The sequence below is a fragment of the Streptomyces sp. NPDC000410 genome (assembly GCF_040300305.1).
GTDB lineage: Bacteria > Actinomycetota > Actinomycetes > Streptomycetales > Streptomycetaceae > Streptomyces.
The window spans coordinates 47615-73493 of the sequence record NZ_JBEPDM010000003.1; the positions used below are offsets into that span (position 1 = coordinate 47615).

Below are 25879 nucleotides of genomic sequence, written 5' to 3' on the forward strand. Positions count from 1 at the left end.
CCACATGCCGGGACGATCGTTGACAGGGTCACGCGGCCTCGGCGAGGCTCCTGGGCCATGCAGCCTCTCGGTAACCGGTCGGTCACGCTTATGGAGCGCCGCCACGTTGACCTGGTCCGTGTCGCGAGCGCGATCTGTCGCTGCGCCGTGTAGGCGCGGTGCGGCTGCGGCTGCGCCTGCGCCTGCTGTCGACTACCCGGCGCTAAAGCACCGGGCTTGCGTAACGGGCATCACTGGCGGTGATGCTGCGTTCGCGTCCAGCCCCGCCCCGCTGGCGCGGTGGTGGGGCGGGGGCCGTTGACGGGGCCCCGCGTCGCCACAACTCCCACGCGCGGGCGCGGATGTTGCGGGAGCTGTTCCGGTCCGCGTGATCAACGAATCCGCAGGACCGGCATGCGAACCAGGCCTGCGAGACCCGGTTCGCCTTGTCGATGTGCCCGCATTCGGCGCAGGTACGCGAGGTGTACGCCGGATCGACGTACACCACCGGCACCCCCGCCCGGCGGGCCTTGTATGCGATGAAGCCGCCCAGCTGGTGGAAGGACCAGCTGGAGTGGGTGGCCCGTTGGGGCTTGCGAAGCCGTACCCGTTCACGGATGCCCGTCAGGTCTTCCAGGGCGATCCCTCGACTGGTGCGTTCTGCCTCGGCCACCACATGTTTCGCGATCTTGTGGTTGATGTCCCGCGCCCGCCGCGCCTCCTTGCGCCTGCGTTTCTTCAGGCGGCGCTTGGCGGACGGAGTGTTCTTCTTCTGGAGCTTGGTGCGCAGGGCCCGTTCCCGGGTGCGGATGCGGTTCAGTTCGCGCCCGGCCATGATCTCGCCGTCCGAGGTGGTGGCGATGTTCACGATGCCCAGGTCGATACCGAGGAAGTCCACCAAGTCCGTGTTCGGCGCGGACTCGGGGACCTCGCAGGTCGCCAGCAGGAACCACATGCCGTCCCGCACCAGCAGATCCGACTCCCCCTTGCGGTACAGGGCCAGCGTGGCCAACTGCTCCGGGGAGGCGGTGAACGCCACGTCCTTGATGCGCCCGGCCACGGTCCAGATCGAGATCCGCCGCTCGGCCATCTGCCAGGACAGCATCCGGTCGTCATACGGCTGCGCCCCCTCCGACCGGAAGACCAGCGGCTTTCCGGTGGCCTTCCGGTACCGCTTCGAGCCAGGCCTGCCCAGATTCCCCGCCCTCAGGTTCGCCTTCAGCGTGGCGTACGCGTCACACGCCTTCTTGATCACGTGCTGGGCGGCCTGCGCCCCCAGCCCCCACCGGGCCCGAATCTCACCGTAAGTGTGCTCACGCAACGCGAAGGCACGCTTCACATCCTTCTCGAACGCTACGCCGCTGGCCCAGGTGGCTGCTGCGTTGCAGGCGCGCAGGGTCAGCCTCAAGTGCCGCCGCCTGCAGCGGCGTCGGCAGCAGCCTGATCTGCACCGTCAGCTTCACGATCACCCAACGTACACACACGTACGACACCCCACCGCACGTTCGCCACTGATCACCCGACCGGGTGAACCCCTCACCGTGCGACAGCGTCCCCCGGCTCCGCCGGAGACGACACCCGGCCCCTCCGCGCGGCCGGGCAACCAGCAGCGATACCGCGGCGCTCCGCGGCGCGACAGCAAGGGGCATGAGCAGCCGCGATCAGCTGTTCCACCTTGGCCGGGACGTACGGGAGCAGGCGGACAAGGCCGTCGTCGAGCCCGCGCGGCTCGCGGAGCTGCGGGCAGCCTGGGAGCGTACGAACGCCGGGGCTGCTCCCGTACACGTAGTTACTGCGCTGTCGCCGACAGTCCCTTGCCGTTCGCCGCGGTGAGGGACAGGCCGCGGTGCCGCACCTCGTACGTCACCTCGCCCTTCAGGACCTGAGCGAGCTCCCGCTCCAGGTCCATCTCGGGCCCCGGGCACATCCTGCGGGTGGTGGACAGCCGCCCGAAGGTGATCGTCGAGCCGGACTCGGAGACCTTGGCGGTGCCGTTGAAGGTGTTGCAGCCGAGGCTGCCGCGGACGGAGCCGTCCTTGCCGAAGGTGAGGTGCGCCTTCTTCTCCGTACCGGCCGGCAGGGACGTCGCGACCTCGCCCGCGAGCAGCGCCGTGACGGACCACCGGGTGCCGACGAGCGGGGCCGCGGGCTGTGAGGTCAGCGCGATGGAGTCGCCGCTCGCGGCGGTCAGGGTGAGGGTCTGGTCCGACACCTTCGCCTTGAGCTCGCCGGAGAAGGCCTTGTTCAGCGCGTCCTCGAAGTCCTGGACCGGCTTCTCGCAGCTCATCATCGTCACGTCTCCCGGGCCGACCGTGACCGTGTCGCCCTCGACGGTGGCGTCGGCGCGGAAGTGGTTACAGCCGTAGTTGCCCTTGGCCCGGCCCTTGGTGTCGATCTCGACGTAGGCGCCGCCGGGGGCCGCCGTCTTCTTGCCGCCGACGGTCACGCTGTCGACGGTCCAGTGCACGCCGGTGACGGGCGAGTCGGGCCCCTCCGCCCCGCCCGCGCCGTCCGAGCCGGGCTCCGTGCCGCAGCCGGCGAGAGTGAGGACGGCGCCGAGGGTCGCCGCGACGGGAACGATCAGCTTGATACGCATGCCGGTGTGACGGTACGGGTGGGACTCCGGTTCCCTCGGCCCGGCGAGGGCCCTCAGCCCAGGACGGGCAGCAGGCCGGAGAGGTCGGCGCGCTCCCCGCTCGCGGCGACCGTCGCCGCGTCGAGCGCCTCGCTCCACCGGGTCCGCCCGGTCGCGAGGCGGATCCAGGTCAGCGGGTCGGTCTCCACGACGTTGGGCGGGGTGCCGCGGGTGTGCCGGGGCCCCTCGACACACTGGACCACCGCGTACGGCGGGATCCGCACCTCGACCGAGCCGCCGGGCGCCTTCACCGCGAGCGTGTCCGCGAGCAGCCGGACGCAGGCGGCGAGCGCCTGGCGGTCGTACGGGATGTCCAGTCCGGCCACGGCCGCGTTCAAGTCGTCGGTGTGAACGACGAGTTCGACCGTACGCGTGACGAGATGGTCCGCGAGCCTCATCGCCCCCATCCGGGTCTCGACCAGCCGCTCGTCGGCGGCCCGGGACAGCGTGTCGGCCATCCGCTCCGCCGCCCGGCCGTACAGGTCGTCCAGGGCTCCGAGGTCCTCGGCCGCGTCGGCGATCGCGCGGGTGTCCTCGTCGATGCCCCCGGCCCGCTCGGCGGTGGCGAACGGCCAGTCCAGCAGCCCGACTTCCAGCTTCGCCGGCTCCGGCCGGTCCAGGTTCCGGCTCACGGCGTCCACGGCCATCGTGATGTGCGCGGCCAGTTCGCGGACGGTCCAGGTGCCCAGCCGGGTGGGCAGGGCCAGCTGCTCCGGTTCCAACGTCCGGACCGCCTCCCGCACATGCCCGAACTGCGCGAGGACGGCCGCGCGGATCTTGGCGGAGTCGTAGCTGCGGGTGCGGGTGCGCTTCTTGGCCGGGGGCATGGGGCGAGGGTAATCGGTTCCGCATGGCAAGGCCCCGGGAACCGGCGGAGGATGAGAGGGAGCGCACAAGGCGACGACACGCGGGTACGAAAGGTGGGGCAGCCATGGGTGAGCACCCGGACAGCGCCCAGGTACGCCGGGGCTACGACGCGTTCAACAAAGGTGACATGGAGACCCTCGCCTCTCTGATGACCACGGACTGTGTCCACCACACGCCGGGGCAGAGCCAGATCTCCGGTCACTTCAAGGGCCGGGACAACGTCCTCGCCATGTTCCGGCAGCTCGGCGAACTGAGCGGCGGCTCGATGCGCGTCGAGCTCGACGGCGTCTTCGCCGACGGGCGCGGGCATGCCATCTCCGCGCACAAGATCTTCGCCGAGCGCGGGGACCGCGGCATCGAGATGAGGGGCGGGCTCTTCTTCACCATCGTCGGCGGCAAGATCTCCGACATCGACGAGTGCGTCGAGGACATCGATCAGTGGGACGCGTTCTGGGGCACGGCCGAGTAGAACGTCTCGCCGTTGCCCGGTACGCCGATGCCGCGCCAGGTGAACGGGATCCCGCGGGCCACGCTGAGGTCCGGGCCGTCCATCAGCTGGAAGTGGACGTGCGGCTCGGACGAGTTCCCGGAGTTCCCGCACTCGGCGAGCAGCTGCCCCGCCCGGACCCGGTCGCCCTCCCGCACCACGAGCGAGCCACGCCGCAGGTGGGCGTACATCGCGTACGTACAGTCTCCGAGGTCGAGGACGAGATGGTTGCCGACGACGCGGTGCGCACCGCCGAGGAGGCGGACGAAGCCCTCGACCAGCAGCATGTAGATCAGCGCGGGCAGGGAGTTGCGGCTGAGGTGGTCGCGCTGCCGGTCGGTGGCGCGGACGACCGTGGCGTCGGCGACGGCGAGCAGCGGGGCGCCGAACGCCGGGAAGTCCTGGCTGCGGCGGGCGACGGGCCAGATCCAGGCGAAGCCCGGGCGCGGGGACTCCTCGGAGTCGGGGTCGGACTCGGCGGTGATGTCGATCGCGTACGTCTGTCCGTACAGGTGCGTGCCATGGCTCGGCACCTTGTCGGCGGGGCTGTTCAGCGCGGACCAGCGGCCGGTCACCGGGCAGTCGGTCTCGACCGGCTCCGGGGCGGCCCCGGTGGCGGCGGCGCGCGCGGCCGAGCGGCCCAGCGCGATGTCGATGGCGATCGCGCCCAGCGCGGGCAGCCAGCCGAGCCACTTGTCGTACGGCAGCTCGACGATGAACTGCGCGACCACCTGGACGGTGAAGGCCAGCCACAAGGTCCGGCTGGTGATCACGGCAATCTTGCGTACGGACATGAGTGCTCCCCCTGTGTTCGGCCCTGTTGGTCGTGCCTTGTGGGCGGGCCCTGTGCTCGTGGTTGTGCCTCGCCTCGTGGGCGGGCCCTACGGTCGTGCCGCGGTCAGCGCCACCAGCAGTGGCACCATCCGGCCTGCCGGGACCTCGTAGCGCCCCCGGCCGGCGGTGTGCAGCCAGCCCGCGGCGGTCAGCTGGCGCAGGTGGTGGTAGATCTGGCCGGTCGTGCCCAGCCCGTCGAGTTCGGCCAGCTCGGCGGCGGTGCGCAGACCGCCGACGATCTCCCGCAGCAGCCGCAGCCGCACCGGATTGCCGAGCGCCGCGAAGGATTCCGCGGCCTGCGACCAGTCGTCCTCCAGCAGCCCGTCGGTCAGGGCGCCGAACTGCCACTCGTACCGCTCCCGCGTCGGCAGCCGTACGGCACCGGTGAACAGCACCCCGCCGCCCTCGGCCCCGGCCTCGGCGAGCTGCGACTTCAGGCCTTCGAGCGCCCAGAGGTCACCGTCACCCACGGCGGGCGCGGCGGGTCCGGCCTGCTCCAGCGCCGCCATGCGCCGCTCCAGCTCTGCGACGCGCTGCTCCAGATCCATGACTCGTAGATTACGTAATTACGTAATCCCGATCAAGCCTTCTCCCGCACAGGACGCGAAAAAGCCCCCGCCCGGACGGTGACGCGCACCGTCCGTGCGGGGGCTTTCCCCCTGCCGTGTGTCAGGCGAGGAGTGCCGGAATGGTCTCCTCATGAGCCGTACGCAGCTCGCTCAGCGGGATGCCGAACTCGCCCTGCACCTCCACCGCGTCCCCGTCGACCACGCCGATCCGCGTGGCCGGCAGACCCCGCGCGCCGCACATGTCGGTGAAGCGGAGCTCCTCGCTGCGCGGGACGGCGACGACCGCGCGGCCCGCCGACTCGCTGAACAGGAACGTGAAGGCGTCCAGCCCGTCCGGGACGACCAGGCGCGCGCCCGTCCCGCCGCGCAGGCAGGACTCGGTGACCGCCTGGATCAGACCGCCGTCCGACAGGTCGTGCGCCGCGTCGATCATGCCGTCGCGGGAGGCGGAGATCAGGATCTCGCCGAGCAGCTTCTCCCGGTCCAGGTCGACCTTCGGCGGCAGACCGCCGAGGTGGTCGTGGATCACCTGGGACCAGGCGGACCCGCCGAACTCCTCGCGCGTGTCGCCCAGCAGGTAGAGGAGCTGGCCCTCCTCCTTGAAGGCGATCGGCGTACGGCGCGTGACGTCGTCGATCACACCGAGGACCGCGACGACCGGCGTCGGGTGGATCGCCGTCTCGCCCGTCTGGTTGTAGAGCGAGACGTTGCCGCCGGTGACCGGGGTGCCGAGCTGGAGACAGCCGTCCGCGAGACCCCGCGTGGCTTCGGCGAACTGCCACATGACGGCCGGGTCCTCGGGCGAGCCGAAGTTCAGGCAGTCCGAGATCGCGAGCGGCTTCGCGCCGGACGCGGCGACGTTGCGGTACGCCTCGGCCAGCGCGAGCTGCGCGCCCGTGTACGGGTCGAGCTTCGCGTACCGGCCGTTGCCGTCCGTCGCGACCGCGACACCCAGGTTGGTGTCGGGGTCGATCCGGACCATTCCGGAGTCCTCGGGCTGGGCGAGCACGGTGTTGCCCTGCACGAAGCGGTCGTACTGGTCGGTGATCCACGCCTTGGAGGCCTGGTTCGGGGACGCGACGAGCTTCATGACCTGCTCGCGCAGCTCCTCGGAGGTCGCCGGGCGGGGCAGCGCGCCCGCGTCGTCGGCCTGCAGCGCGTCCTGCCAGTCCGGACGGGCGTAGGGGCGCTGGTACGTCGGGCCCTCGTGGGCGACGGTGCCCGGAGGCACGTCCACGATCTGCTCGCCGTGCCAGAAGATCTCCAGGCGCTCGCCCTCCGTCACCTCACCGATGACGGTGGCGATGACGTCCCACTTCTCACAGATCTCCATGAAGCGGTCGACGTGCTGGGGCTCGACGATCGCGCACATGCGCTCCTGCGACTCGCTCATGAGGATCTCCTCGGGCGAGAGGCTCGCGTCGCGCAGCGGTACGGAGTCGAGCTCGACCCGCATACCGCCGGAGCCGGCGCTCGCCAGCTCGCTCGTCGCGCAGGACAGGCCCGCGCCGCCGAGGTCCTGGATGCCCGCGACGAGCTTCTCGCGGAAGATCTCCAGGGTGCACTCGATGAGGAGCTTCTCCTGGAAGGGGTCGCCGACCTGGACGGCCGGGCGCTTGGCCGGGCCGGTCGACTCGAAGGTCTCCGAGGCGAGGATCGACACGCCGCCGATGCCGTCGCCGCCCGTGCGGGCGCCGTACAGGATCACCTTGTTGCCGGCTCCGGACGCCTTCGCCAGGTGGATGTCCTCGTGCTTCATCACGCCCACGCACAGGGCGTTGACCAGCGGGTTCCCCTGGTAGCAGGAGTCGAAGACGACCTCGCCGCCGATGTTCGGCAGGCCCAGGCAGTTGCCGTAGCCGCCGATGCCCGCGACGACGCCGGGGAGCACCCGCTTGGTGTCGGGGTGGTCCGCGGCACCGAAGCGCAGCGGGTCCATGACGGCGACCGGGCGGGCGCCCATCGCGAGGATGTCGCGGACGATGCCGCCGACACCGGTGGCAGCGCCCTGGTAGGGCTCGATGTAGCTGGGGTGGTTGTGCGACTCGACCTTGAAGGTGACCGCGTACCCCTGGCCCACGTCGACGACGCCCGCGTTCTCGCCGATGCCGACGAGGAGCGCGTCGTTCTCCGGGGCCTTCTCGCCGAACTGCTTCAGGTGGACCTTGCTGCTCTTGTACGAGCAGTGCTCGGACCACATGACGGAGTACATGGCGAGCTCGGCACCGGTCGGCCGGCGGCCCAGGATCTCGCGGATGCGCGCGTACTCGTCCTCCTTGAGGCCGAGCTCCTTCCACGGCTGCTCGGTCTCGGGCGTCTCGGTTGCGTGCTTGACGGTGTCGAGAGTCATCAGACGTTGACCAGCTTCTTCAGGATCGAGGTGAAGAATCCGAGGCCGTCGGTACCGCCGGTACCGACCAGCGGCTCCACGGCGTGCTCGGGGTGCGGCATCAGACCGACGACATTGCCGGCGGCGTTGGTGATGCCCGCGATGTCGCGCAGCGAGCCGTTCGGGTTGCCGTACCCGTCGGCAGCGCCGCCGTCGGTGACGTAGCGGAAGGCGATACGGCCCTCGGCCTCCAGCTCGTCGAGGACGCGCTCGTCGGCGACGTACCGGCCGTCGATGTTCTTGAGCGGGATGGAGATCTCCTGGCCCGCCGCGTAGTCGGCCGTCCAGGAGGTGTCCGCGTTCTCGACGCGGAGCTTCTGGTTGCGGCAGATGAAGTGGAGGTGGTTGTTGCGCAGCATCGCGCCGGGCAGCAGGTGCGTCTCGGTGAGCACCTGGAAGCCGTTGCAGATGCCGAGGACCGGCATTCCGGCCTTCGCCTGGTCGATGATCGTCTCCATCACCGGCGAGAAGCGGGAGATGGCTCCGGCCCGCAGATAATCGCCGTAGGAGAAGCCGCCGGGCAGGACGACCGCGTCGACCTGGTGCAGGTCCTTGTCGCGGTGCCACAGCGAGACGGGCTCGGCGCCCGCGATGCGGACGGCGCGCAGTGTGTCCCGGTCGTCGAGCGTGCCGGGGAAGGTGACGACTCCGATGCGAGCAGTCACTGGGACTCCTCCACCTTTACGACGAAGTCCTCGATGACGGTGTTGGCGAGGAACGTTTCGGCCATCTCGTGGATGCGGGCGAGGGCGGTCTCGTCGACCGGTCCCTCCACCTCGAGTTCGAAGCGCTTTCCCTGACGGACGTCGGCGATCCCCTCGAAGCCCAGACGGGGCAGTGCACGCTGCACCGCCTGTCCCTGCGGGTCGAGGATCTCCGGCTTGAGCATGACGTCGACTACGACGCGTGCCACTGGCACTCCCGATGGTGTGGTGCTGAAGGCGGTTCCCTCAGCGTACCCGCCCCGAAAATCTACGCGCATAGATATCCGGAGAGGCGCAGTGAAACCCCATGTGAAAATCCAGAGAAAAACTCCCCTCACCCATTGCGGAGGACACGCTGATGCAATTGGCTGGGCTTCACAATGCGACGCCGACCGCTGTACAAAGGAATAGTGCGGAAAGGCAGCATTGCCCCGCAGCAGCCGGAATACCGGTATCGCCGCATGTCCGGCACTGACCTGGTGCAGGTACCGAGCGGCGGACCGCAGGAAAGGACCGATATCCGTGGCTCAGCGCGTAGTGGTCACGCTCTTCGACGACATCGACGGCGGAGAAGCGGCGGAAACGGTCACGTTCGGCCTTGACGGGAAGTCGTACGAGATCGACCTCAATCCCGCCAATGCAAAGAAACTGCGCAACGCACTCGCCCCCTACATGGCGGCGGGCCGCAAGCAGCACATGAGGGCGGGCAAGCCGCGCGGCGAGTACCGGCACACCGCGCTCGCCCCCGACCCGGCGGCCGTCCGCGCCTGGGCGCAGTCCAACAAGATGGACGTGCCGGCCCGTGGCCGGATCCCCAAGCGGGTCTACGAGGCGTTCCGCGAGGCGAGCTGACGTCCCCCCAGCGCCACCCCCGACGAACCGAGTTGCACTGCACCCCCGCAGGTGGGCTAGAGTCTGGAGCACGCCGAGGGGCGAGGCCGAGAGGCCGGACCTCACGGAGCGTGCGGGTGTAGTTCAGTAGCAGAACAGCCCTCTTCCAGAGGGAAGGCGCAGTGTGCAATTCCTGTCACCCGCTCCGCACCGCTTTACCGACCACTCCGGTGGATCAGGTACAGTGGTGAACGCACCGCCCAGTGAGAGCTGAGCGGCAGCAATGCGGACGTGGCTCAGTTGGTAGAGCATCACCTTGCCAAGGTGAGGGTCGCGAGTTCGAATCTCGTCGTCCGCTCAGAGTACGAAGGCCCCGATCATCACGATCGGGGCCTTCGTTGTGTTTCCCTCGGGCATCCTTCGCCGCGCGGCCTTTCGTCGCACAGGGCCTCCTGACATTTGTCATGTGCGCCGATGACAGCGCGCACTGCCCCGGGCCCCGGTCCGGCGGAAACCTGGAGGGCATGGACTACGTGATCGAGGCCGGTGAGCTGCGCCGCAGTTACGCCGGGGGATTCGAGGCCGTGAGCGGGGTCACCTTCTCCGTGGCACGGGGCGAGCTGTTCGCGCTGCTCGGGACGAACGGGGCGGGCAAGACCTCCACGGTCGAGCTGCTGGAGGGACTGGCCCGGCCGAGCGGCGGCAGCGTACGGGTGCTCGGCCATGACCCCTACCGCGAACGCGCAGCCGTACGGCCCCGGATCGGCGTGATGCTCCAGGAGGGCGGGTTCCCCTCCGATCTGACCGTCGCCGAGACCATGCGGATGTGGGCGGGGTGCACGAGTGGCGCCCGGCCCACGGGAGAGGTGCTGGAGCTGGTCGGGCTCGGCGGCCGCGCCCGCGTACGCGTGAAGCAGCTCTCCGGGGGCGAGCGGCGCCGGCTCGATCTGGGGCTGGCGCTGCTCGGCCGGCCCGAGGTCCTCTTCCTCGACGAGCCGACGACGGGCCTCGACGCGGAAGGGCGTCGGGACACCTGGGAGTTGGTCCGTGAGCTGCGCGAGGGCGGTACGACCGTGCTGCTGACCACCCACTACCTGGAGGAGGCGGAGTCGCTGGCCGACCGGCTGGCGATCATGCACCAGGGGCGGATCGTGGTGTCGGGGACCCCGGCGGAGGTGACCGCCTCGCGGCCGTCCCGGATCCGCTGCGTCCTTCCCGAGGGGATAACGGCCGCGCGGGTGCCGCTCACGCTGAAGGCCGCTGCCGAGGGGCAGCGGATCGAGATCCGTACCCACGAGCTGCAACACGCGCTCGGCGAACTGCTGCGCTGGGCCGAGGAGTCCGGCGTACGGCTGGAGCGGCTGGACGCGCGCTCGGCCTCGCTCGAAGAAGCGTTCCTCGAGATCGCACAGGCTGCGGAAATGGCGGGCACGTGATGACGACACCGACGGTGCTGAAGGCGCTCGGACGCGCCGAACTGACACTCCTCATGCGCAACCGGACCGCGCTGTTCGTGGCGCTCCTCGTGCCTGTCGCGGTGGTGGTCGCGATGAGGTCCTCGCTCCACGAACTCGATCTCGGCGCGGCCGGGATGGGCGTCGCGGAGGTGTCGCTGACCGGCGGGATAGGGATGGTCCTGCTGATGGTCGTCCACTCCAACCTCGTCTCGGCGTACGTGGCCCGGCGCGAGGCGCTGGTGCTCAAGCGGCTGCGTACGGGCGAGCCTTCGGACCTCGACGTACTGACGGGGATCGCGCTGCCGGCCGCCGCGCTGACGCTCGCGCAGTCCGCCGTGATGGTGGCGGCGGGCATGCTCCTGCTGGACCTGAGGGCGCCGGCGCGACCCGAACTCCTCCTCGGGGGTGTGGTGCTGGGCGTGGTGCTGCTGACGGCCGTCGCCGCCGCGACCTCCTCGGTGACCCGTACCGTGGACAGCGCGCAGATCACGACCATGCCGCTGTTCCTGGTGTCGATGGCGGGCTCCGGACTGTTCGTACCGCTGGAGCTGATGCCGGAGAAGATGGCGTCGGTGTGCGAACTGCTGCCGATGACCGGGGTGATGACGCTCGTACGGGCGGGCTGGCTCGGCGGCACGCCGGCTTGGGACCTGCTGGGTGCGGCGCTGAACGCGCTGGCCTGGACCGTGATCTCGGTGTTCGCTGTGCGACGGTGGTTCCGGTGGGAGCCGCGTCGCTGACCTCGGGGGATATGGGGGGGCTTGATCAGGTGAAGCGCTGGAGCAGCCGCAGTCAGCTCGGCAAGGTGGACTTCTACACACGCAGCACCGTCTACATGCTCGTCTGGGCCTCGGCGGTCAGTCTGGCGGCGCTCCTGCTGACCGAGCCGGTGCGCGAGGACGGGCCGCTGCCCCTGGTCGTGGCCGGGCCGCCGGTCGCCCTCGCGATGGGGCTGGCCTGCGCGCGGATGGCGCGGCGCGCGATGGACGCCTACCTGGGGCAGGGCGAGCTCCCGGGGCGGCTGACCGCCTGGGCGGCGGCCGCGACGGCCGGGGCGGCCGGGGCCGTCCTGGCGGCGTCGGCGGTGACCACCGAGCTGGACGAGCTGCTGCCGATGATGATCGCGGAGGCGCTGGTGCCGTTCACCGTCGCCCACTGTCTGGTCGTACCGATCCGGACCACGGTCCTGGTCCAGGGCGGGGCGCTCGCCGTGGTCTGCGCCCTGCTCCCGCTGACCGCCGGCGCCACCGCGCCGGAGGTGGGGTTCATGGCCGGGGCGGCCGGTCTGGCGGTCGGGTGGATGGCGGTCACGTCCCGCGTGTCGATGTGGTCCCTCGCCGTGATGTGGGAGCTGCGGGAGGCCCGCGACGTCCAGGCGCGGCTCGCCGTCGCGGAGGAGCGGCTGCGGTTCGGCCGCGATCTGCACGACGTGATGGGCCGGAACCTCGCGGTGATCGCGCTCAAGAGCGAGCTGGCCGTCCAGCTGGCCCAGCGCGGCCGCCCGGAGGCCGTGGACCAGATGACCGAGGTGCAGCGCATCGCCCGCGAGTCCCAGCGGGAGGTACGGGATGTCGTACGCGGCTACCGCGAGGCGGATCTGCACGCGGAACTGGAAGGGGCGCGGGGAGTGTTGACGGCCGCCGGTATCGGGTGCGCCATCACGTCCCCGTCTCCGTCCGACGCGGACCTCCCGGCCGAGGTCCAGTCGGCCCTGGGGTGGGTCGTGCGCGAGGCGACGACGAACGTCCTGCGCCACGGGGACCCGCGCACCTGCGAAGTCCGCCTGATGGTGTCGCACGGCAGGGCGGTCCTGGTCGTCGAGAACGACGGCGTACGGGCCGAACCGGCGCCGCCTCCGTCCGGGGCACGGGGGTCCGGGCTCGCCGGGCTGCGGGAGCGGCTGGCCGGGGTGGGCGGAACGATCGACGCCGGGGCGGCCCCGGGCGGGCGGTTCCGGGTCACGGCCGAGGTGCCGCTCGACGCGGGGCCCCGGCGCGAGGAGAACGAGGGAGAGGACAAGCGTGAGCGTCGCCGTACGCGTACTGCTCGCCGATGACGAGCACCTCATCCGTGGCGCACTCGCCGCGCTGCTCGCGCTCGAGGACGATCTCGTCGTCGTCGCGGAGGCGGCGACCGGTCCGGAGGCACTCGCGATGGCACGGGCGCACCGGCCCGACGTGGTGGTGCTGGATCTGCAGATGCCGGGCGCCGACGGTGTGAGTGTGGCCACATCGCTACGGGCCGAGGCGCCCGAGTGCCGGACCATGATCGTGACGAGTCACGGCCGCCCCGGGCACCTCAAGCGGGCCCTCGCGGCCGGTGTGCGCGCCTTCGTGCCGAAGACCGTCAGCGCGCAGCGGCTCGCCGAGATCATCCGCACCGTCCACGCCGGAAACCGTTACGTCGACCCGGAGTTGGCCGCCGACGCGATCTCCGCCGGGGACTCCCCGCTGACCGCACGCGAGGCCGAGGTGCTGGAGCTGGCCGCGGACGGCGCGCCCATCGCGGAGATCGCCGCGCGGGCCTCGCTGTCGCAGGGGACGGTCCGCAATTACCTCTCCTCGGCGGCCATGAAGCTCGGCGCCGAGAACCGGCACGCCGCGGTTCGTCTCGCGCGCGAGCGAGGTTGGGTATAGTGGTTCCCGCGCTACGGCGCATGCGGACGTGGCTCAGTTGGTAGAGCATCACCTTGCCAAGGTGAGGGTCGCGAGTTCGAATCTCGTCGTCCGCTCAGAGAACGAAGGCCCCGATCATCACGATCGGGGCCTTCGTCGTGCGCGCTACGCCCAGCTCTTGCCGGTCAGCAGCTCGTACGCCTCCACGTACTTGGCCCGGGTCGCCTCCACGACCTCCTGCGGCAGCGCGGGCGGCGGCTCCTCACTCCTGCGGTCCCAGCCGGAGGCCGGCGAGGTCAGCCAGTCGCGTACGTACTGCTTGTCGTACGAGGGCTGGGGGCGCCCCGGCTCCCACTGGGCGGCGGGCCAGAAGCGCGAGGAGTCCGGGGTCAGCACCTCGTCGGCGAGAACGAGCTCCTCACCGGCGAAACCGAACTCGAACTTCGTGTCCGCGAGGATGATCCCGCGCTCGCGGGCGATGTCCCGGGCCCGGCCGTAGACCGCGAGCGTCAGCTGCCGGAGTCGGGCCGCCGTCTCGGCCCCGATCTGGTGGACGACCTGCTCGTACGACACGTTCTCGTCGTGGTCGCCGACGGCCGCCTTGGTCGCGGGGGTGAAGATCGGGGCGGGCAGCTCGGAGCCGTCCACGAGCCCCTCGGGGAGGGCGAGGCCGCAGACCGTGCGGCTCTCCTCGTACTCGGCGAGACCGGAGCCGGTGAGGTAACCGCGGGCGACACACTCGACCGGCACCATCTCCAGCGACTTGCAGATGAGGGTGCGGCCCGCCCAGTCGGCGGGGGCGCCGGCCGGGACCTCGGTGGACAGGACATGGTTGGGGGCCAGGTCCGCAAGGCGGTCGAACCACCACAGGGAGAGCTGGGTGAGCACCCGCCCCTTGTCCGGGATCTCTGTGGGCAGCACCCAGTCGTAGGCGGACATGCGGTCGCTGGCGACCATCACGAGGTCCCCGGCCTCGTTCCGGTACAGGTCGCGCACCTTGCCGGTGTGCAGGTGCACCAGGCCCGGCACGTGCAACGGCTCGGGCTTTTCGACGAATCCGGACACGGTTTCTCCCTGTGGTTCTGTCCAATCCACGTCGATTCTCCCGTACGCCTCGCGGACCGGCTCGCACGGGGTCGGGATCAGTCGCGTTTGCAGATGCGGTCGAGGAGGTTGGCGGTGGCGCGCTGGACGCGGATGTCCACGTGGCCGGGGCGGTCGAGCGCCGGGGACCAGGCGAAGGTGCCGGAGGCGAAGACGAGCGCGCCGGAGGGGGCCCGGTAGAGGGAGGTCTCCTGGTGGCGGCGTGCGCCTTCGCCGTCCTGGTAGGGCGAGTGGGCGAGCAGGATGCGGCCCTCGTGCTCGGGGAGCGCGGTGCGCGGGTAGTAGCGGTCGGCCTCGCCCGCGACCAGGCCGGGGATCTCGTCGCCGTCGCCCGCTCCGGTCGCCTCCCAGAGCCAGTGCTCCGCGTTGCGTACGACCAGGGGGCGCGGCTCGGGGACGCGGCCCGCGTACTGGATGCCGAGCAGTTGCTGTTCCGCGCGGTCGACCTCGCGCCAGAGGGCGGGGCGGCCGGGGCCGCGGCGCTTGCGGCAGGTGAGGAGGCGGTCGGCGACGCCGGAGGGGGAGGGGCTGAGCTCCACCTGCCAGTACATGGTGTTGGCGGAGAGGAAGACGAGCGAGGTGCCGTGGTCGCGGGCGAGCTCGACGGTGCGGCGCATGGGCGCCGACCAGTACTCGTCGTGGCCCGGGAAGACCAGGCCCCGGTAACGGCTGGGGTCGACGCGGCCGGCGTGCAGATCGCGGGCGTCGGCGTAGGCGAGGTCGTAGCCGTAGCGCTCGGCCCAGCGGATGAAGTCGTACGCGTGGCCGACGTGGAGGGGGAGGCCGGCGCCCGCGTACGGGCGGTCGAAGGAGACCGTGGTCGCGGCGTCCTCCTCGCCGAGGAGCCGGCCGTGCTCGTCCCAGGCGTGGTAGAGGCTGGCGCCGGTGCGGCCGTCCTCCGGGTACAGGTTGTAGGCCTGCCAGGTGATGTCGGGGAGCAGGAGGAGGAGATCGGCGGGGTGGCTGTCGCGCACGGTGAAGGGGATGTGGGAGCGGTAGCCGTCGGCGGTGGTGAGGACGGCGACGTACGCCCCGATCGACCAGTAGGAGGGGACCTGCAACCGCCAGGAGAGCCACCAGTGGTGGCAGGAGACCGTGCGGTCGGCGGTGAGGGGGGCCGGCTGGACGATGCCGGAGAGACGGGGACTGGTGGTGATCTTGGCGGCACCGTCTCCGCCGTAGTGGCCGATGCGGTAGACGTCGACCGAGAACTGCTGCGGCGGGTCCACGGTGACGTGGAAGTCGATCGCCTCGCCGGGGGCGACGGCGCCGGTGGACGCGAAGCCCTTGATCTGGCGGTGTACGTCGTCGGCGGTGCGGGGGCCGCGGGGCGCGCCGCTCCTGCCGCAGTCGGGGTCCGCGTACCAGGGGACGACATGGCCGGCGTCGTCGAGATAGTGCTCGCTGCCGCGCAGCCAGGGCAGCGGGCCCTGGCCGAAGGGGTCCGAGACGGCGTGGGCGAGGGCGCCCGATTCCCATCGCCGGATCTGCTCCGCCCCCATCCTGCGCCCCTCCCTATGGTTCCCCCGAGTCCGGTCGAGTCCGGTAGTGGTGCGCCGACTGTCAGCGCCGGTCCCAGCACATCACATAACGCATGCACTCCGTCACCGTTCGTCGCTAATTGGCGTGAACGGAAGGAATCTCTCCGGTTGGCGGGGGCGCCCGGCGGAGATGTTTCAGACGAGGCGGACGGGCTTCTCGGCCCGGATCCCGGTCGTGGTGAGCCAGTCGCGCAGGGGCCCCGGGTCCCCGTCCTCGACCAGGCTCATCACCCGGCCGCCCAGGTCCACGGTGCGCTCGCCGTCGATCAGCAGCGCGGGCCCGTCGAGCCAGTCGAGCCCCGGCGCGGCGCCCGCGGTGTCGACGGCGGCGCAGCACACCATCGCGGTGACGTGGTCCGCGAGCAGTTCGCGCGCCGTGCGGGGCGGCTGCAACGGGAGCAGCGGCAGCGGATCGGTCCCCCAGGCCACGGCGCCGCCCCCGCCGGAGTCGACGGCCAACGGCATGACCGACCGCTCCCGCGCGGCCTCCTCCCGCTCGACCTCGGCGCAGATCCCGGCGGCGAGGCTCTCTCCGGGGACGCGTCGGGGGGTGTGGGGCGGGGCGTCGTCATCGGGGAAGTCGGGGAACTCGGGGAAGGTGTCCAGGGCGTCATCCGGGAGGCCGTCGGGAGCGGTTTCTCCGGCGGAGCCGGGGACATCTCCGAGGGCCTCGGCCGGAAAGCCGTCCAGGGCGTCATCCCGGACACCGTCGGGAGCGGTTTCCTCTGCAGAGCCGGGACCACCCGGCCCCGATCCGGGTCCCGCAACTGGTCCCGATCCCGGTCCCGGGGCGGCCCCAGGGGCGATTTCCCGGCCCGGACCGGCGGCCCCTGACAGGTCGCCCGGAGCAGACCCGAGCCCGTCCGGACCCGCGATCCCCGGCAGGGGGCCCGGGGCTCCCGCCGAAGGGGCTCCGTCGTATGCCGGTGCGGATCCGGATACGGCTACGGGCAGGCCTCCCCCCGCGGTGGCTTCCACAGCCTCCCCGGGTTCGCGGAGGGCTCCGGGGGCCTGTCCCGCGAAGCCGCCGTCCAGGGACGTGCCTGCGGCGGGGTCGATGCGGTCGTCGACGGGGCCGGCAGCGCGGGCCGCGTCGGCGGTGAGGTGATCCACCACTCGGGCCAGGGTCGGGCCGGACGGCCCGGTTACGGGGCGGACGCCCATCGCGTCGAGGACGCGGTGCAGACGGGCCGCTTCCGTGCGCCATTTACGGTCGACGACCTCTTCCGGGTACTGCTGCCAGTCCACCGGGGACCAGTCGGGCCCGCCCTCGGCCGGGCCGCCGTGGAAGAGGCGGGCCGCCAGGAGGGATGCGGCCTCGTCCACCGCGCCGGGCTCCTCCAGGAGATCGCAGGCGGGGCGCTCGCCCAGCCGGGAGGCGAAGCCTTCCGCCAGCCGGTCGCGACGGGACAGCTCGGTCAGGGCGGCGACGACTCCGGCGTCGAGGCGGGAGGGCCACCGGCCCATCCGCCAGGCGGGCAGTGCGACCCGGGTCAGCAGCCGGTCCCAGCCGGCGTAGGCGAGGCCGACCTGCTCCTGGGCGACGATCCTCAGTCCGTAGTCCACAGCCTGTGCACGCTCGGACGCGGCGGCCGCGACCCCACGTTCCATCTCGGCGGCGTGGCCCCGGCAACTGCGCAGCAGCAGCCGGGCGACCCGGCCTGGCAGGTCGAGGCCGAGCCTGCGTATCGGCCCGAGGCCGGGCCCGGCGGCCGCGCCGACCGCCGCGTCGAGCCCGCGCACGAAGCGGCGGGCCTCGGCTATGTCGGGGTGCGCCGATGGCCCCGTACCCGCGACGACCGGCGCGAGCACGGCCCGGAGCTCGGCCACCCGCATCCACCACAGGAAGGGGGAGCCGATGACCAGGACGGGCGGGTCCCCGGGGTGGGCGCCCCGGCGCGCGTGCGCCGGGTGCGTACGGTCCTCAAGCCAGCTGTCGCAGTCCGGGGTGAGGGCTATCGCGGAGGGGGCGGGGACCTCCAGCCGCTCGGCCAGATCCTCCACCAGCCGGTACAGATCGGGGGCGGCGGTCGCCGCCAGCTCCACCGTCGGGCTGACCGCGGGCCTGGCCCGCGCGATCACGGCGGCGACGGCCGCGGCGACGAGCAGCACGACGACGGCGACGGAGGTCACTACCCAGCGGGCCCCGTCCCAACTTCCGCCCGTGATGCGCCCCGTGGCGCCGCCGACGAGCAGCACCACGGCGACGGCCGCGGGCAGCAGCGCGACAGCCAGCGCCCTGCTGCGGACGCGCAGCACGGCGAGGGCCCGGGAGCGCGCGGCCAGCGCGCCCACCTCCACCCCGATACCGGTTCCGGACACGGCCGGACTCACCCCCTCTGCCCTGCGGCGGTGTTGCTCACTCCCCCACTGTGGCACCCCCCACTGACATCGCAACCGCCGTCGCGACGCCGGTGGGCCAAGTGCCGGAACGCTTGCGCCGCACCCTAGTTGGGGCGTCGGCGGCCGTCATCCGGATGGGGCAGCCATCACTCGATGGAATGGCTTTGGGCAAAGGTGGGAACGCATCGCGCCTTCGCCGGGTTCAGCCCCCGGCGGCCGTGCGTGCGATGTCCGTACGGTGCTGCGCGCCGTCCAGCCGGATACGTCCGACTGCCGCGTACGCGCGCTCGCGGGCCTGCGTCAGATCCTCACCGGTCGCGGTGACCGACAGCACCCGGCCACCCGCGCTGACGACGGCGCCGCCGTCGTGCCTGGTCCCGGCGTGGAGGACGTACGCGTACGGGGCGTCCTGTGCCGCGACCTCGTCCAGTCCCTCGATCGGGTCGCCGGTGCGGGGCGTACCGGGGTAGTTGTGCGAGGCGATGACCACGGTGACGGCGGCGTCGTCGCGCCAGTTCAGCGGGGGCTCGTCGGCGAGCGTGCCGCGCGCCGCGGCCAGCAGGACACCGGCGAGCGGGGTCTTCATTCGGGCCAGTACCACCTGGGTCTCGGGGTCACCGAAACGGGCGTTGAACTCGATGACCCGTACGCCACGGCTCGTGATCGCGAGTCCCGCGTACAGGAGTCCGGAGAAGGGGGTGCCGCGGCGGCGCAGCTCGTTCACGGTGGGCTGGAGGACGGTGTCCATGACCTCGTCGACCAGCTTGGGGTCCGCCCACGGGAGCGGGGAGTACGCACCCATGCCGCCGGTGTTGGGGCCCTCGTCGCCGTCGAGGGCGCGCTTGAAGTCCTGGGCGGGCTGGAGGGGGAGCACGGTCTCGCCGTCGGTGATGGCGAAGAGGGAGACCTCGGGGCCGTCCAGGTACTCCTCGATGACGACGCGGCCGCACGCGAGCGCGTGCTCACGGGCCTCGCCCAGGTCATGGGTCACGACGACGCCCTTGCCCGCGGCGAGGCCGTCGTCCTTGACGACGTACGGCGCGCCGAAGGCGTCGAGGGCCTCGTCGATCTCCTCCGGAGTCGTACAGACATACGAGCGTGCGGTGGGGACGTTCGCCGCGGCCATGACCTCCTTGGCGAAGGCCTTCGAGCCCTCCAGCTGGGCCGCCTCACGGGACGGGCCGAAGCAGGGGATGCCCGCGGCCCGTACGGCGTCGGCCACGCCGGCCACGAGAGGTGCCTCGGGGCCGACGACGACCAGGTCGGCCGTCAGCTCGCGGGCGAGCGCGGCCACGGCGGCGCCGTCGAGGGCGTCCACCGGGTGCAGCTCGGCGACCTCGGCGATTCCGGCGTTGCCGGGCGCGCAGTGCAGAGCGGTGACGTCGGGGTCGAGGGAGAGAGAGCGGCACAGGGCGTGTTCGCGGGCGCCGCCGCCGATGACGAGGACCTTCACGCCAGCCAGAGTAGCCCGCGCGGCGCCGGTGACCTTGTGCGGGCCACCGAAGCGGCCGCCCCTACTCGTTCGTGTATTCCTCCACGACGGTGGCGCCGAGCTCCCGCACGATCAGGTCGTGGCCGGAGAGCGCGGAGTCCACGAGGTCCGGATCGTCCTCCTCCGGGGTGTCGTCCTCGGGCGCGACGGGCTGCGGCTGCCGGTCGGCGGGCGCGGCCGGGGGCATGGGCGGCGCGCTCGCGGCGCGCGGGGGCTCGGGGGCGGGCGCCTGCGGAGGGGCGGGCGCGGCGGCAGGGGCCTGAGGGGCCTGCTGCACGGGGCGCGCGGGGGGCTGCATGGGCGCGGGGGCGGGGGCCGCGCGGCCGCCGTAGCCGCCACCGCCGCCACCGGCGGGGGGCTGTCCGGCCCCGCCCGAGGGGTCGATGATCGCCTCGATCTTCCACTGGACGTTGAACTGCTCGGCCAGCGCCTGCTTCAGCACGTCCTCACTGCCGCTGCTCGCGAAGTTGTCGCGGGCGCCGGCGTTGATGAAGCCGAGCTGGAGGGTGGTGCCGTCGAAGCCCGCGACCTGGGCGTTCTGACTGAGCAGGATCCAGGTGAAGCGGCGGCGGTTCTTGACCGCGTCCAGGATGCCCGGCCACATGTTCCGCACCTGCGCCGCGCCCTGGGCGGCGACGGGGGCGACGGACTGCGGCGCGGGCTGTCCGACGGCGGGCGGGGCGGCGGGCGCGGGGGCCTGCGCGACCGGCTCCGGACGACTGCCCTGACCGGGGGCGGCGGCGGAGGGCCAGGCCCCGGGCCGCTGGGCCGCCGGGGCTGCGGGGGGCGCGGCCCCGGGCCAGGCTCCGGGTCGCTGCGCCGGGGCCTCAGGGGCGGGCTCCGGAGCGGGCGCGGCCGGCCCCGTCTGAACGGGCTGCGGGGCCTGCACGGGCTGAGGAGCCTGAACAGGCTGCGGCGCCTCCTGCTCCGGAACGGCTCCCCCGCCCCCTACGGCGGCGGCGCGCGCGGCCGCGGGCCCGCCGACAGGACCGTGCGGCCCCGGCGGCATGTGGGCGTCCGTAGCCGGTACGTACCCCATGGCGGGCCCCGTGGCGGGCCCCTGCCCGCCCGGCGAGAAGGCGGCGCCCCGCTCCAGCCGGTCGAGCCGCGCCTGAAGCGAACGCTCGTCGTCGAAGGCCGCGGGCAGCAGCACCCGCGCACAGATCAGCTCCAGCTGCAGCCGCGGCGAGGTCGCCCCGCGCATCTCCGTGAGCCCCGTGTTGACCAGGTCCGCCGCTCTGCTGAGCTCGGCCGCGCCGAACACCTGCGCCTGCGCCTGCATCCGCTCGACCACGTCCACGGGGGCGTCGATCAGCCCCTTCTCCGCCGCGTCCGGCACCGCCGCGAGGATCACCAGGTCCCGCAGCCGCTCCAGCAGGTCGGCGACGAAGCGCCGCGGGTCGTTCCCGCCCTCGATCACCCGGTCCACGACCTCGAACGCCGCGGCCCCGTCCCCCGCCGCGAACGCGTCCACGACCGAGTCCAGCAGCGACCCGTCCGTATAACCGAGCAGAGCCGTCGCCATGGCGTACGTCACACCGTCGTCGGCGGCGCCCGCGAGCAGCTGGTCCATCACGGACATCGAGTCACGCACCGACCCCGCCCCGGCCCGCACGACCAGCGGCAGCACCCCGTCCTCGACGGGAATGCCCTCGCGGCCGCACACCTCCGCCAGGTACTCCCTGAGCGTCCCCGGCGGGACCAGCCGGAACGGGTAGTGGTGGGTCCGGGAGCGAATCGTCCCGATGACCTTCTCGGGCTCGGTCGTCGCGAAGATGAACTTGAGGTGCTCCGGGGGCTCCTCGACCACCTTCAGCAGAGCGTTGAAGCCCTGCGGGGTGACCATGTGCGCCTCGTCGATGATGTAGATCTTGTACCGGCTCGACGCGGGCCCGAAGAACGCCTTCTCCCGCAGGTCACGCGCATCGTCCACACCACCGTGCGACGCGGCGTCGATCTCGATGACGTCGATCGACCCCGGCCCGTTCCGCGCGAGGTCCCGACAGGACTGGCACTCCCCGCACGGGGTGGGCGTGGGCCCCTGCTCACAGTTCAGACACCGCGCGAGGATGCGCGCACTGGTCGTCTTGCCACAGCCGCGCGGCCCGCTGAACAGGTACGCATGATTGACCCGGTTGTTCCGCAGCGCCTGCTGCAGCGGGTCGGTGACATGCTCCTGCCCGATGACCTCGGCGAACGACTCGGGGCGGTAGCGGCGGTACAGCGCAAGGGACGACACGCATACGAGGTTATCGGGGCGCGCTGACAAACAGGGCCGCCGCCGATTCCACGACGCCCGGGGAGGCCCCCGTCCCCCCCAGGGGCGCGGCCACGAAGGCGCGGGAAGACGCCGAAAGACCATGGAGGGCCACGGGAGACCACGGAGAAGACGCCGGGGAACGTAAGCGCCCCCCACGCACCCGCCAGAGCCGACCTACCCTTGCTGCCTTCCGGCCCTGGGGGAGTTCAGTCAGATAGCGCCACGTGAGGGGCTCCGCACAGAGTACCTGATGGAGCCGGGTCGGAACGAGTTCGCGAGCACTCCTCAACGTCTTGTATTGTTTGCCGCGGAGGATTCGCCTAGAGGCCTAGGGCGCACGCTTGGAAAGCGTGTTGGGGGCAACCCCTCACGAGTTCGAATCTCGTATCCTCCGCCAGTGCCTCACCGGGCACGATGTCGAAGGGCCCCACCGTTCGCGGTGGGGCCCTTCGACGTTCCTCAGACCTCGTTGTCCTGGTCTTTGTCCACAGCGGGTGTTTCCGGGGCTCCCCAGGCGGCGACGGCGGCGGTGCCGTCCAAGGCTTCGTTCGCCGACTTGCACGCCACTGAGATCCTCCGCCCTCTTCATGCTTCCCACCGCCTTCGCGGACACGGCCGACCCATGCTCCGCGTCAGAGCAGGGGGCAGCCTCGCCCCATTCGGGTTGCGGCACCCCGAAGAACGAAGGCGACGGGGCTGAAGGCCGGCAGCCGAGATCAGCATCAGGTGAGGTAGCGCTCGAACCACATCGCAGGACGTGTCTCTGGAAGCAGCTGTAAGCTCCGCAGCCGGGTACGACCTTCGGAGTGGTCGCCGGACACCGCCGCCCGGGCAAGACGTTCCTGTTGGACGCCGTCTGCCGTGCCGCCGGAGCGTTCTACTTCCGTGCGGCCGCAGCTGCCAACGCAGAGCCGCTGGACGGATCAGCAGTGCACTGACCATCCATGTCCGGCCGACCAGCCCGTTCCCTGTCGCACGCCAGCCCACAGGGCCGGGCCGGTTGCGCGGCCCTCTGCTGTTGGACTCAGCCTCCGGCCACCGGTCCTCAGCCCCATCGCCTGGCGAACTCAGCTCCGGCCAGCAGGTCGCTGGTCCGCACGATCGGATCATCGATACCCATGGCCGCCATCACATCGGCGGCAAAGACTACGTCCCTTCCCTTCACCTTCGTGACACGGCAGGGGAAGCGCTCCGCCCTCACCAGTCCAGACGCCTTCGATGCGTCGACTCCGACGAAGGGTCCACCTCGTCGACCGCCTGGATGCCCGACTCGTTCCGGATGGGCGAGTAGCCGTCATCAAATCGGCGCGCGCGGTCGACAACGCCGTGCGGATCTGTTGTGCGCTCGGCCGGATCAGCCCGCTCCACCGCCCAGCCAGCGGCATTGGCGGCTCGGACGACCTCGTCACGAACGTCGTCACCTTCGGCGGCCAGAGCCAGCCCGTACAACGCACCGAACACCATGGCCGACCTCACCTCCGCAACGTCGACGCAGAGCCTCCTCGATACTCTCGCGGCCGACTTCCGCAGGTAGGGGATGACGAAGTACAGAGCGAGCAACTGGCTGCGCTGAGCCAAGTTCGGGACGTCGCTGCGGGCATCTCGCCCCACACACCGCCACAATGCATCCCGCAGAGCAGCATCAGCGGCATCGCGTGCCGCCGCTTCCTTCGCTTCCGAGAGCGTGAGGTGCTCACCCACCGAACATCTATCCCCAGGCGCATGCGGACAGACCAGCTGTCCACTGAGCAACTGCGGAACTTTTGGCTCAACCGACCTGAAGACGTCTGCCGAAGGTGCAAGGACATGGACGCTCCTCCTGTCCTTCCACGAATGACAGGAGGCTCGCCGCGGCGAAGGGCAGCCATCCGTATCCGTCGGCACATGCGCCGGTACGAGTGAACGGCACGGGATGACCGAGTGAAGTGGCATGATCCGGCAACCATGTGCGGGAAAGGCTTATGGATTGACCATCTGCTTCCTGGGTCCGACTGATCTCAGCACCCCCTGGTAGGGGCGTTTACACCAAGAGTATGGTCGCTTGTATGGCGACCAAGAAAGTAACAGTGACGATCCCCGAGGATCTCCTGGACGAGATCCGCGCCGAGGCGGCTGAGCGGGGACTTTCGGCGTATGTAGCCGATGCACTGCGATTCAAGCGCGACCGGGACCGGCTGCTGGAGCTGGTCGACTGGCTACAGGAGGAACACGGCCCGGTCACCGAGGACGAGCGCGTGGCTGTACTCGCGGAACTGGAAGATCTCGACGCCGAACACGAGCGCCGCCGCACCGCCGGAGGACACAACGCCGGAGAGGCCGCGTGAGGAAGCGTGCCGGTGAGCACAGCCAGCGGCCACTGCGCGTCTTCGTACTCGACTGCGAGGCCTTGTCCCTGGCCGTGCGTGGCGACCGGAAGATGATCGCCTGGCTCGACCTCGCGGCCCGGGGCGAAGCCGAGGTGGTCACGTCTCCCATGACGCTGGTCGAGGCGTACGACGGTAGAACCACCGAGCAGCGCTGGGACTGGGTGCTCTCGCGGCTCAAAGTCACCGACATCGGGAAGGACGAGGCCCGGCAGGCCCGGCGCCTCCTGTCTGACGCCAAGCTCCACGGTCACAAGTACGCGATCGATGCCGTGCTCGCTGTCATCGCACGCCGGCAGAAGGGGCAGGTCACCGTCTTCACCTCGGACGTGGACGACCTGGAGAAGCTCCTCCCGGACACCATCGTCGTCAAGAAGGTATGACCCGGCGCCCTGGTCTCAGTTGTGGTCTCATTCATCCCCGTCCAACACCGTCCACCACCCGCCCGGCACCCCACTCCGCCGCAGGTCAGGACGTCTCCGAGCACTGCCGAACCCCGTACGAACATGTGGAAAGCGTGTTGGGGGCAACCCCTCACGAGTTCGAATCTCGCATCCTCCGCCAGTGCCTCACCGGGCACGATGTCGAGAAGCCCCGCTGCTCGCAGCGGGGCTTCTCGCGTTCCCCGGGAAACCTGAGGGCCGAGACCTCGAAGGTAGACACTGTCTACCCCGTCTGGTAGACAGCCTCCCATGGATCATCAAGGCGTTCTCAGGGAGCGGTTGGTCGACGTCGGGGTGGATCTCGTGAAGACGGAGGGGCCCGGCGCCCTCGGGTTGCGTGAGATCGCCCGCCGGGCCGGGGTGTCGCACGGAGCGCCGCGGCGGCACTTCCCCACCCATCACTCGCTGCTCTCCGCGATCGCCCGCCGGGGATTCGAGGAGCTCAAGGGCCGGTTCACCGAGGCGGCCGGCACGAGCGCGTCGGCTCGTGGCCAGTTGGAGGCCATCGGGCGGGCGTACGTCGGGTACGCGCTCGAGTACCGCGGCATGTTCGAGCTGATGTGGCGGCACGACCTGCTCGACAGCGCGGGGCTCGAACCGGAAGGACCGGGGCTCCGGACCGCGACCCTTCCCCTGTTCGAGGCCGTGATCGACCTGGTGGGGCGCTGTCGGACAGAGCAGGACGACATCCGGCGCTCGCAGCTGCCCGGCGACGCCGTGACGGCCGCCGCGCTCTGGACGAACCTGCACGGCATCGCGCAGCTGTGGACCTGGGGCAGTCTCCAGCTCGCCCTCGACGCATTGGTGGCCCCGCCGGCAGACGTGCCGCCGTCGGACGGCGCGCCCGACAGGACCGCTCTGGACCGGCTCGTCTCAGCTGCTCTGGACGCCCATCTCGGCCCTGCGGGCGCGTGACCCGCACACCCGCGCCAGGGCCCGTACCTGTCTCCCCCACACGAAAGAGGC

General features: G+C 71.3%; 23 protein-coding genes, 4 tRNA genes, 1 other RNA gene and 1 pseudogene. 14 read left to right on the forward strand and 15 right to left on the reverse strand.

Annotation, left to right across the window (positions count from 1 at the left end; all coding sequences use genetic code 11):
* The first annotated feature begins 57 nt into the window (after positions 1 to 57).
* A complete protein-coding gene (locus ABT342_RS05565; RefSeq protein WP_351567440.1) occupies positions 58 to 153 on the forward strand; it encodes a putative leader peptide in 96 nt (31 codons plus the stop codon).
* A 49-nt stretch (positions 154 to 202) separates the two neighbouring features.
* On the opposite strand, the pseudogene ABT342_RS05570 reads toward ABT342_RS05565, so the two are convergent.
* The 3 genes and pseudogenes from ABT342_RS05570 to ABT342_RS05580 all read right to left on the reverse strand — a co-directional run bounded on the left by ABT342_RS05570 (position 203) and on the right by ABT342_RS05580 (position 3441).
* Positions 203 to 1442, reverse strand: a pseudogene (locus ABT342_RS05570) (RNA-guided endonuclease InsQ/TnpB family protein).
* 326 nt (positions 1443 to 1768) lie between these two features.
* Positions 1769 to 2575: an META domain-containing protein gene (locus ABT342_RS05575; RefSeq protein WP_351567442.1), complete on the reverse strand. Its 807-nt coding sequence runs from the start codon at positions 2573 to 2575 to the stop codon at positions 1769 to 1771.
* 53 nt (positions 2576 to 2628) lie between these two features.
* Positions 2629 to 3441 carry a maleylpyruvate isomerase family mycothiol-dependent enzyme gene (locus ABT342_RS05580; RefSeq protein WP_351567444.1) on the reverse strand — a complete coding sequence of 271 codons (813 nt, stop codon included), beginning with the start codon at positions 3439 to 3441 and terminating at the stop codon, positions 2629 to 2631.
* Positions 3442 to 3545: 104 nt separating this feature from the next.
* Between ABT342_RS05580 and ABT342_RS05585 the strand changes: the two genes are divergently transcribed.
* The gene (locus ABT342_RS05585; protein ID WP_351567446.1) at positions 3546 to 3950 is read left to right on the forward strand and encodes a nuclear transport factor 2 family protein; all 405 of its coding nucleotides are present in this window, start codon (positions 3546 to 3548) and stop codon (positions 3948 to 3950) included.
* On the opposite strand, the gene ABT342_RS05590 is transcribed toward ABT342_RS05585, so the two are convergent.
* The 5 genes from ABT342_RS05590 to purS form a co-directional block, all read right to left on the reverse strand.
* Complete coding sequence (locus ABT342_RS05590) at positions 3917 to 4762, reverse strand: M23 family metallopeptidase (RefSeq protein ID WP_351567448.1); 846 nt, start codon at positions 4760 to 4762, stop codon at positions 3917 to 3919. The genes ABT342_RS05585 and ABT342_RS05590 overlap by 34 nt on opposite strands.
* 87 nt (positions 4763 to 4849) lie before the next feature.
* Positions 4850 to 5350, reverse strand: coding sequence for an ArsR/SmtB family transcription factor (locus tag ABT342_RS05595; RefSeq protein WP_351567451.1), 501 nt, complete (start codon positions 5348 to 5350; stop codon positions 4850 to 4852).
* A 121-nt stretch (positions 5351 to 5471) separates the two neighbouring features.
* Positions 5472 to 7721 (reverse strand): phosphoribosylformylglycinamidine synthase subunit PurL, encoded by a 2250-nt coding sequence (purL, locus tag ABT342_RS05600; RefSeq protein ID WP_351567454.1) that lies wholly within the window; start codon positions 7719 to 7721, stop codon positions 5472 to 5474.
* Entirely contained in the window at positions 7721 to 8425 is a 705-nt protein-coding gene (gene purQ / locus ABT342_RS05605) for a phosphoribosylformylglycinamidine synthase subunit PurQ (protein ID WP_351567457.1), read from the reverse strand. The genes purL and purQ overlap by 1 nt, the downstream gene beginning before the upstream one ends.
* Positions 8422 to 8673, reverse strand: a complete 252-nt coding sequence (gene purS / locus ABT342_RS05610; RefSeq protein ID WP_351567460.1) for a phosphoribosylformylglycinamidine synthase subunit PurS — start codon at positions 8671 to 8673, stop codon at positions 8422 to 8424. Before purS ends, purQ begins: the two co-directional genes overlap by 4 nt.
* Positions 8674 to 8986: 313 nt before the next feature.
* Here purS and ABT342_RS05615 point away from each other — a divergent pair, with 313 nt between their 5' ends.
* The 8 genes from ABT342_RS05615 (at position 8987) to ABT342_RS05650 (ending at position 13483) form a co-directional block, all read left to right on the forward strand.
* Positions 8987 to 9316: a histone-like nucleoid-structuring protein Lsr2 gene (locus tag ABT342_RS05615; protein WP_351567463.1), complete on the forward strand. Its 330-nt coding sequence runs from the start codon at positions 8987 to 8989 to the stop codon at positions 9314 to 9316.
* A 112-nt stretch (positions 9317 to 9428) separates the two neighbouring features.
* Positions 9429 to 9500: transfer RNA gene (locus ABT342_RS05620), tRNA-Gly, on the forward strand.
* An 80-nt stretch (positions 9501 to 9580) separates the two neighbouring features.
* Positions 9581 to 9653: transfer RNA gene (locus ABT342_RS05625), tRNA-Gly, on the forward strand.
* A 166-nt stretch (positions 9654 to 9819) separates the two neighbouring features.
* The gene (locus ABT342_RS05630; RefSeq protein ID WP_351567466.1) at positions 9820 to 10731 is read left to right on the forward strand and encodes an ABC transporter ATP-binding protein; all 912 of its coding nucleotides are present in this window, start codon (positions 9820 to 9822) and stop codon (positions 10729 to 10731) included.
* Positions 10731 to 11492 (forward strand): ABC transporter permease, encoded by a 762-nt coding sequence (locus ABT342_RS05635; RefSeq protein WP_351567469.1) that lies wholly within the window; start codon positions 10731 to 10733, stop codon positions 11490 to 11492. Before ABT342_RS05630 ends, ABT342_RS05635 begins: the two co-directional genes overlap by 1 nt.
* A gap of 11 nt (positions 11493 to 11503) precedes the next feature.
* Entirely contained in the window at positions 11504 to 12808 is a 1305-nt protein-coding gene (locus tag ABT342_RS05640; protein ID WP_351567472.1) for a sensor histidine kinase, read from the forward strand.
* Complete coding sequence (locus tag ABT342_RS05645; protein ID WP_351567475.1) at positions 12774 to 13388, forward strand: response regulator; 615 nt, start codon at positions 12774 to 12776, stop codon at positions 13386 to 13388. Before ABT342_RS05640 ends, ABT342_RS05645 begins: the two co-directional genes overlap by 35 nt.
* 22 nt (positions 13389 to 13410) lie before the next feature.
* Positions 13411 to 13483, forward strand: a tRNA-Gly gene (locus ABT342_RS05650).
* A gap of 49 nt (positions 13484 to 13532) precedes the next feature.
* On the opposite strand, the gene ABT342_RS05655 is transcribed toward ABT342_RS05650, so the two are convergent.
* From ABT342_RS05655 to ffs, 6 genes are all read right to left on the reverse strand, one after another.
* Entirely contained in the window at positions 13533 to 14432 is a 900-nt protein-coding gene (locus ABT342_RS05655) for a phosphoribosylaminoimidazolesuccinocarboxamide synthase (protein ID WP_351567478.1), read from the reverse strand.
* A gap of 77 nt (positions 14433 to 14509) precedes the next feature.
* Positions 14510 to 15973 carry a N,N-dimethylformamidase beta subunit family domain-containing protein gene (locus ABT342_RS05660; RefSeq protein WP_351567481.1) on the reverse strand — a complete coding sequence of 488 codons (1464 nt, stop codon included), beginning with the start codon at positions 15971 to 15973 and terminating at the stop codon, positions 14510 to 14512.
* A 174-nt stretch (positions 15974 to 16147) separates the two neighbouring features.
* Positions 16148 to 18334 (reverse strand): hypothetical protein, encoded by a 2187-nt coding sequence (locus tag ABT342_RS05665; protein WP_351567484.1) that lies wholly within the window; start codon positions 18332 to 18334, stop codon positions 16148 to 16150.
* 223 nt (positions 18335 to 18557) lie between these two features.
* A complete protein-coding gene (gene purD / locus ABT342_RS05670) occupies positions 18558 to 19808 on the reverse strand; it encodes a phosphoribosylamine--glycine ligase (RefSeq protein WP_351567486.1) in 1251 nt (416 codons plus the stop codon).
* Between the two features lie 61 nt (positions 19809 to 19869).
* The gene (locus ABT342_RS05675) at positions 19870 to 22086 is read right to left on the reverse strand and encodes a DNA polymerase III subunit gamma and tau (RefSeq protein WP_351567489.1); all 2217 of its coding nucleotides are present in this window, start codon (positions 22084 to 22086) and stop codon (positions 19870 to 19872) included.
* Positions 22087 to 22245: 159 nt separating this feature from the next.
* Positions 22246 to 22344, reverse strand: an RNA gene (gene ffs, locus ABT342_RS05680) — signal recognition particle sRNA small type.
* Between the two features lie 72 nt (positions 22345 to 22416).
* Between ffs and ABT342_RS05685 the strand changes: the two genes are divergently transcribed.
* Positions 22417 to 22504: transfer RNA gene (locus tag ABT342_RS05685), tRNA-Ser, on the forward strand.
* 800 nt (positions 22505 to 23304) lie between these two features.
* Here the strand turns inward: ABT342_RS05685 and ABT342_RS05695 are convergent.
* Positions 23305 to 23808 (reverse strand): hypothetical protein, encoded by a 504-nt coding sequence (locus tag ABT342_RS05695; protein ID WP_351567492.1) that lies wholly within the window; start codon positions 23806 to 23808, stop codon positions 23305 to 23307.
* A 344-nt stretch (positions 23809 to 24152) separates the two neighbouring features.
* Here ABT342_RS05695 and ABT342_RS05700 point away from each other — a divergent pair, with 344 nt between their 5' ends.
* The 3 genes from ABT342_RS05700 to ABT342_RS05710 all read left to right on the forward strand — a co-directional run bounded on the left by ABT342_RS05700 (position 24153) and on the right by ABT342_RS05710 (position 25828).
* Positions 24153 to 24431 (forward strand): ribbon-helix-helix domain-containing protein, encoded by a 279-nt coding sequence (locus ABT342_RS05700; protein WP_351567495.1) that lies wholly within the window; start codon positions 24153 to 24155, stop codon positions 24429 to 24431.
* Positions 24428 to 24853, forward strand: coding sequence for a PIN domain-containing protein (locus tag ABT342_RS05705; protein ID WP_351567498.1), 426 nt, complete (start codon positions 24428 to 24430; stop codon positions 24851 to 24853). The genes ABT342_RS05700 and ABT342_RS05705 overlap by 4 nt, the downstream gene beginning before the upstream one ends.
* Positions 24854 to 25162: 309 nt before the next feature.
* Positions 25163 to 25828: a TetR/AcrR family transcriptional regulator gene (locus ABT342_RS05710; protein WP_351567501.1), complete on the forward strand. Its 666-nt coding sequence runs from the start codon at positions 25163 to 25165 to the stop codon at positions 25826 to 25828.
* Positions 25829 to 25879: the final 51 nt, after the last annotated feature.